The organism is Thalassoglobus neptunius (assembly GCF_007859735.1).
GTDB lineage: Bacteria > Planctomycetota > Planctomycetia > Planctomycetales > Planctomycetaceae > Thalassoglobus > Thalassoglobus neptunius.
The window spans coordinates 1-7519 of the sequence record NZ_SIHI01000089.1 but is presented as its reverse complement, the minus strand read 5'-3'; the positions used below and the strand labels follow the sequence as shown (position 1 = coordinate 7519).

Sequence of the window (7519 nt, the reverse complement as noted above, 5' to 3'; positions counted from 1 at the left end):
CAAATCGAGCGAAGCCATGATCTATGTGGCTTCCATTGGTCGCATGCTCCGCCGCTTAGCTCCTTCACCCAACCAAGCTCCGTTCAAATACCGACTTACAGCATGAAGAGGATTCCGGATAGGCTCTTAGTCGGTTTCCGCCAGGTTTTGTGGACAACTCAACTGGTGGTGTTCACCGAGGTGTCTGGTCATGGGGCGCTCAAATTCTCCCGTATGTCGAGCAAAGTTCGGTGTACCAGGCAATTGGAATCGGAGATGGAGTGTTGTACCAGGATGCGGCACTCATTGATGAGAACTTGCAAGCGATGCGAGAGCCTATCTCTTTGTTTCGATGCCCTTCTGATATCGGTCTGATACGAGTTGACAATGGTGGAAATGCTCAACGTGGAGCGCGAGACGCCAACGATAAGTGGGTCACGACGACGATTTCTAACTACGTTGGTTCAAATAGTAGCGGTGCAATGGGATACAAGTGGGGATCACCTGAGCCGAGAGGGAGTGGCTCAGATGCAAATATTAACTACGCGGAACGCGCCAATGGAATGTTCTTCGGAAATAGCGGGGTGAAGTTTCGTGATGTGACCGATGGGCTCAGTAGTACAATTCTTCTTGGGGAACGGTGCTGGCAAATGAACGGCATCACCGGAATTGTTGACTGTCGGGCAGCGACTGTGCATGTCATCGCCCGGAATGGAAACAGCCTCTTAAGTGGAAATCGCGGGCATGGTCAATCGTATTCAATGTTCTTGGGGAAGTTTGCGATCAATCAGCCTGGGGTCATTTTCAGCGGGAGCCCAAACGCCTGCGTGATGGGACTCGCCAGCCTGCACGTTGGCGGAGTGCAAGTCGCGATGGGAGACGGCAGAGTTCGATTCCTCAGCGAGAACATTGACCATCGCGTTGACCTGGTCAATGGGACTGAACCTGTGGATAGCACTTATGAGCGACTGATCGGAATCAAAGACGGTCAGGTCACAGGTAACTTCTAGGCGGGAAGCGAACGAGCGGTGAACAGTTTCAAAGTTGTGGCCGACTCTCGCTTTGAATTTCGGAAGAAGCTGATTGGAACAGATTCCAGTCAACCGACATCACTCGTCCGACATCTGTGACGATTTTCTGGTCTATTGGAGGTTTTTCTGTGGTTCGATTTCGATTTGCTTGTTTGGGGATTCTGACAGGTCTTCTCACTCTCTCTGGATGTGGAGGATCTTCAGATCTCCCTTCGTTGGGGACTGTCGATGGGGTTGTCAAATTGGACGGAGAACCACTTGAAGGGGTGCAAGTCACGTTTGCACCAGCCGACAAAGAAGGACGGGTCTCCTTCGGCATGACTGACGATAGCGGATACTACTCATTGAAGTACTCGAACAACGCGAGAGGAGCCGTTCTTGGAACTCATGAGGTGACGATGCTTACACCGTTACCGGGAGATCTCATGCCTGACGAAAAATTCGTCGAACGAGTTCCAAAGAAGTACCAGTTTGAGTCGACGCTTATCGCAACAGTCGACGAGGGGAGCAACGAAATCGATTTCGATTTGGAGTCCTACTAAATTTGAGCCTCGCGAATTTTGATCGACTGGCCTTTTTTGAGAACGCGTTGAATGGCAGCATTAATGATTTCCAATCGAAGTCTGCAAAGAGAACTTCGCAAGCCATAGTAACGATTCCGCTCTTTCAGTCAGTTGACCGTCAATCGATCGAGATAACGCCAAGCCGCAGAAAGCAGGTCGTTTGCGGACAACCTAAACAAAATTCGACAGCGCGACCGAAAGCATTCCCTGCACGCTTTAAGGTCTGCGACGAATGTTTGAGGATCAGTAGTCATTTAGAATTAGGACCTTAAATAAGTTCAAGCATGGCACGGCCAGTTTGATCTGTGGTTAAACTGACGAATGAGAAGGGTTTTGGATGTTAACTCGCAGAGAATTCGTCCGTAGCGGAACGACAGCGATGTGTGTGTCGACCGCTGCGTTGACCTCCCTTGCCCATTCGACGAGCTCAAAGTCCGGGCCATTCCGAGTCGCTGTGTTCGGAAGAACTGGGAGGGGGAACTATGGCCATGGTCTCGATACTGCGTGGTTAAAAATTCCTCGCACGGAAATTGTCGCTGTCTGCGACGATGACCGGAAAGGTCGAGCACTGGCAGCGGAACGACTTCGCATCGAGAAGACGTATTCTGATTACAGGGAGATGTTCAACGAGACTCGACCGGACATCGTTGCAGTGGCTCCTCGCTGGGTCGACATGCATCACGAAGTTGTCTTAGCAGCAGTGAAGGCAGGCATTCATGTTTATGTTGAGAAACCATTCGTCCGCACATTGGTTGAGGCTGACGAAATCGTCGATGCCAATTCTGCACGGGGCGTCCGAATCGCGGTCGCGTTTCCGACTCGTTACAGCCCGCTGCTTAGTACCGTTCGCGGTCTGCTCAACGACGGAGCGATCGGAGAAGTTCTCGAACTTCGTGCTCGCGGAAAAGAGGACCATCGCGGCGGTGCGGAAGATCTCTGGGTGCTCGGAAGCCATCTTCTCGACTTGATCCTGGCACTCGGCTTCACTCCAAAGTGGTGTTTCGCGAACGTCACCAAGGATGGACGTCCCATTGAAAAGCAAGATATTCATGCTGGGAATGAAGGTCTCGGACGAATTGCAGGTGACCGCGTGACCGCCATTTATGGTCTCGAAGAAGGTCCGACGGCATCGTTTCAGTCAAAACAAGATGCGGGGGTGAAAGGCTCAAGATATGCACTTCAGATCTTTGGATCTCGGGGCATCATCGAGATTCTGGAAGGGACAATGCCAGCCGTGCGAATCCTGCAGGATGCGAGTTGGTCACCCGGTCGCTCCGGGAAATCTTGGCAGCCGGTCTCGACAGCGGGGATCGGTCTTCCAGAACCACTAACGGACGACAGATACAAAGATCGCCACACGCTTGCGATTGAAGATCTATTGAACGCTATCGAGACTTCCTCAGATCCAGTATCGAATGAGAAAACAGCGCGGCAATCGATTGAAATGATCGCCGGGGTTTTTGAATCTCAACGGCGAGGCTGCGCGGTCGACTTTCCACTTCAGACTCGAGTAAACCCATTGTCGTTATACTGATAGTGATCAATGAATTTGCGGTCCTTTTCAGCAATGCATCGTGTGTTATAGACGTTAAGTCAAATCGGCTCTGTCGAGTCATGTTGCTAAGCTTCCGCAGTCGGCGAATAATCCATATTCGAAAGAATCAGAAGATGAACGTGATGCGCCATCTCATGGTGTTACTAACTTGGAATGTCGTTGCATGGAATTCCCCGACGATCGATGCTTCGGAAAACGTTGAGAATTTCCTCGAGAGTCATTGCCTGAACTGTCACGACGAATTAACTCCGAGCGGAGGATTGCGACTTGATCTTCTGTCAACTGAAGTGACTAACGAAGAAACATCGAAAATCTGGTCACGAGTCTTGCGGCGTCTCGAAGCGGCGGAAATGCCTCCCCAAAGTGAAGACCGTCCACCAAGCGATGAATTGGAAAAGGTCATCTCCTGGACAAAACAGGCACTGGAGGACGAAGCCATTCAACGCCGAGGAGAAGGCGTATCGGTCACGCGTCGGCTCAATCGGTTGGAGTACGAGAATACGATTCATGATTTGCTCGGCGTGGAGACTCAGATTCGTAAATTGCTTCCAGAAGACGACAGCGTCGACGGTTTTGATACATCCGCCGAGGGGCTCCGCATTTCTCCTGTCCACATTCAGAGTTACCTTGAAGCAGCCGATCTTGCCTTGCAGGATGCATTTATGCGAGGTCCCAGGCCGGAATCAAAACGACATCGTCTCCAATACTCACGCGAGTCCGAATCTCGTTTCTTCAGTCAGCGAAGCAAGGGCCGCATGATGGTCCTTGAAGATGGCGAATTGCGGTTTTACTGCGATCCAGGAATCGAACATCCTGCTTACCTCACTCAGCTCTCGAAGATTACGAAGGAACACCCCGGTCGATACAAAGTGCGTGTGGCAGCTCGAACACTTGATCCACGAGGTGAAATGGTCTCGTTCGGCATCAGGACTGCGAACAGCAAACAGCGCCTCGGTATTAAGACAGTCGCATGGTTTGATGCGCCAGAAGAAGTGCACAAGGTCTTCGAAACGGAGATAAATTTCGAGGTTGGCGACACCATCATTGTCGAACCTTATCGTCTGAATATGATGCGCCGAGCACGTGGGTTCAGTCAGTACGCACCCGGAGATACCGTGCGTATCAGTGAGCGGAAGAACCTTCCGGAGGATCTCCCTGATCCGAAGGGTCTCGCACTTGGTATTGCATGGGTAGAAGTGGAAGGCCCGCTGATTGAGGAATGGCCACCCGTTGGGCATCAACGATTGTTTGGTGATGTTCCGATGATCCCGTTTAAGAAACTCCCGAAGAACGTTTTAACACCCGGAGATTTACAGGACCTGCGTCGAGGGGATCAACTAACTCCGGTTTCAAAAGATCCGCGGAAAGATGCTTATCGTTTACTGAAAGACTTTTTGCCCAGAGCATTTCGGCGCCCGGTGTCGGATGACGAAGTACAGCGGTATCTTGAATTCGCTGCCGAACGAATCAATCGTTCTGAGTGTTTCGAATCCTCAATGTTGGCCGCTTATCGCGCTGCACTTTGTTCTCCAGATTTTCTCTTCATTCCCGGACCTCCCGGTAAGCTTGATAATCATGCACTCGCCTCAAGGTTGTCTTATGCATTGTGGCGAACATCTCCCGATGAATCTCTGAGAAAGTTGGCGGATGATGGAAGACTCATCGACTCAGAAGTCCTCCGCAGCGAAACCGAGCGTTTGCTCTCTTCGCCTCGCTCGGAAGCCTTTGTGAACGACTTTGTCGACCAATGGCTTGGCTTGCGAAAGATCGATGCAACGCAGCCTGACAAGTTTCTCTTTCCCGAGTTCTTCATTCAGGATGGTCCCGTACAGTTTCGCGACGACGGACTTCTCATCGATTCAATGGTCAGCGAAACGCGGATGTTTTTCAAAGATCTGCTTGAGAACGATAGGAACCTGTTGCAATTCGTCGATTCCGATTTCACATATCTCAACAACCGGCTTGCCGAGTTCTATCAGCTTCCGGCGATCAGGGGCTCCAGACTTCAGAGGGTCTCCTTACCTGAAGGGAGTGTTCGCGGCGGAGTCCTGACTCATGCAAGCGTTTTGAAAGTCACCGCAAACGGAACGCGGACTTCACCAGTCGTCCGAGGTGTCTGGGTTCTCGAAAATATCCTCGGTCGTCATCCGTTGCCTCCGCCTCCTGATGCGGGAAGCATTGATCCTGACACACGTGGAACGACCACCATCCGCGAGCAACTTGCCAAACATCAAAGCACTGGCACTTGTTCCTCATGTCATCGTCAGATCGACCCTCCCGGATTCGCATTGGAAGGATTTGACCCTGCCGGGCAGTGGCGAACGATGTATCGAACTCTCGACGGAGTCGAGAATACCAAGGAGAAACGTCCGCAGCCGAAAGCTGCTCCCGGAGAGACGCTCATTGGACGCGACATCCTCGGCCCAATGTCGTATCTCTTAAGTCAACCGGTCGATGACACGGGTGAATTGATTGATGGCAGGTCATTCCACGGCCCGAATGAATATAAAAAACTCCTCCTCAAAGAGTCAGACTATATTGCACGAACCCTTGCGTCCAAGCTGGTGACCTTCGCAACAGGACGTCGTCCCGAGCCGGGTGACATCCGCGAACTCGAAGCCATCGTAAACGAAGCGAAGAAGTCTGATTACGGGCTGCGTACCCTGATTCACAGCGTCATTCAAAGTCGCCTTTTCCGAACGAACTGATACTCGTCATGCACATTCCAATTCATCGTCGAACGTTCCTCAGAGCCTCAGGAATTGCTCTTGGACTTCCTTTTCTTGAGTCAATGAGCCGTTCGGTTTCTGCTTCAACACCCTCGACTCCTCCCAAACGATTGCTGGTGATTGGCACACCGTTCGGATTCGACCCACCGACATTTGTTCCAACTACAGCGGGGTGCGATTATGAGGAGACGCCATGCCTCAAGCTCCTCTCTGAGCATCGCAAGGAGATGACGGTGATCACCGGAACGAGCCATCCCGATACTGGATCCGCCCACCAGTCGGAGGTCGCTATGTTAACCGGAACCCCTTATCCGGACCTCTCTTATAACTTAAAGAATACCATCTCGATTGATCAGGAATTCGCGGCACACTTTCGAGGGCAAACTCGTTATGAAAGCTTCGTGCTGAGTACGGGCGGTCATTCCCCGGTTCCGAGTATATCGATTACCGCAAACGGAGTTCCCATTCCGCCTGAAGAAAGCCCATCTAAAGTCTTCGCGAATCTCTTTCTTGGAGGAAGTAAAGAGGAGGCTGACCGTGAATTACACCATATTAGGGAAGGGCGAAGCTTACTTGATTTCGTCGGTGAACGAGCCCGGAGTCTCTCTCATAAAGTCAGCAGCGACGACAAGAAACGGATCGACGAATACTTCGAGTCAGTCCGTGATGTGGAACGGCAGTTGCAAATGTCTCGAGAATGGGCGACGCGTCCAAAACCCGCCCCCATTGGAAAACAGCCACAAGACATCAACGGCCCCGGTCAACAAAAAGCCAAGCTTAAACTCATGTTGGACATGATCCGTCTGGCAATTGTTACAGATTCTACAAGATCAATCTGTCTTCGAACATTCGGGGATCATCACCACTTAACCCACCACGGTCAGGAGGAAAAGAAACTGTCCGAGTTGCGGATAGTCGAGAACGAGCTGCTCCAGTCATTCTCAGGTCTACTCGCACAATTTAAGGCCAGCAAGGAGGGCGCCGGAACGAGTCTCCTCGACAACACAATGGTGCTCCTGACAAGTAACATGCGAGACGGCAATTCTCACGCCTGCTACGATGCCCCAGCGATCCTCGCCGGTGGCGGGTTCAAACACGGCAGTCACCTGGCCTTCAATCCCGATTGGCTCGAGGAACTTTCCCGAACAGTTCCTATGGACAAAGGCGATCGAATTCACCGTCCAATCATGGGAGTCAATCAGGTCCCAATGTGCAATCTGTTCTTGTCACTCCTGCAGAACGCCGGAATCGAAAAAGAACGATTCGGAACCAGCAACGGGACACTCTCAGGACTGGAGACATCGTAAAGGATCTTACAGAAATATCTAATAATGGATTACATGCAAGCGAGTTGTAGTCATTGTTCTTCTTCAGGATTGTCGCCAACCATTCGATTCCGCATTCCGCGATGCGTTTCTGATAAACGTTGTCTCCGGCGAGGGCACTGCGAACCCGCTCCATGTCCTGTTGTAATCCGTCCATTTCACTCACCGTCAAACCTCTGGTTCAGCATCGCCCAGTCAATCATTAACTGATGTAGACATCGGTCAGAAAACGTAGCGCTCGACGGAGAGGGTGTGACGGAATAAAAGCGTAGCGCCCAGATGATCACTTGTTGTCAGGTGTTCAGACTTTTGGTTTTCACCATTTGTTTGAACTGAT

Annotated in this window: 4 protein-coding genes and 1 pseudogene; all 5 read left to right on the top strand. The window is 51.3% G+C overall.

What is annotated here, in order from left to right; genetic code table 11:
• Positions 1-140 precede the first annotated feature (140 nt).
• A pseudogene (locus tag KOR42_RS25350) lies at positions 141-989 on the top strand (DUF1559 family PulG-like putative transporter); the annotation flags it as partial.
• 149 nt (positions 990-1138) lie between these two features.
• A complete protein-coding gene (locus KOR42_RS25345; protein ID WP_146512599.1) occupies positions 1139-1552 on the top strand; it encodes a transthyretin-like family protein in 414 nt (137 codons plus the stop codon).
• Positions 1553-1910: 358 nt separating this feature from the next.
• Positions 1911-3107 carry a Gfo/Idh/MocA family protein gene (locus KOR42_RS25340; RefSeq protein WP_197441591.1) on the top strand — a complete coding sequence of 399 codons (1197 nt, stop codon included), beginning with the start codon at positions 1911-1913 and terminating at the stop codon, positions 3105-3107.
• A 134-nt stretch (positions 3108-3241) separates the two neighbouring features.
• On the top strand, positions 3242-5836 hold the full coding sequence (locus KOR42_RS25335) for a DUF1592 domain-containing protein (protein ID WP_231741129.1): 2595 nt from the start codon (positions 3242-3244) through the stop codon (positions 5834-5836).
• Between the two features lie 83 nt (positions 5837-5919).
• Positions 5920-7164, top strand: a complete 1245-nt coding sequence (locus KOR42_RS25330) for a DUF1552 domain-containing protein (RefSeq protein WP_197441589.1) — start codon at positions 5920-5922, stop codon at positions 7162-7164.
• The last annotated feature ends 355 nt before the right edge of the window (positions 7165-7519 follow it).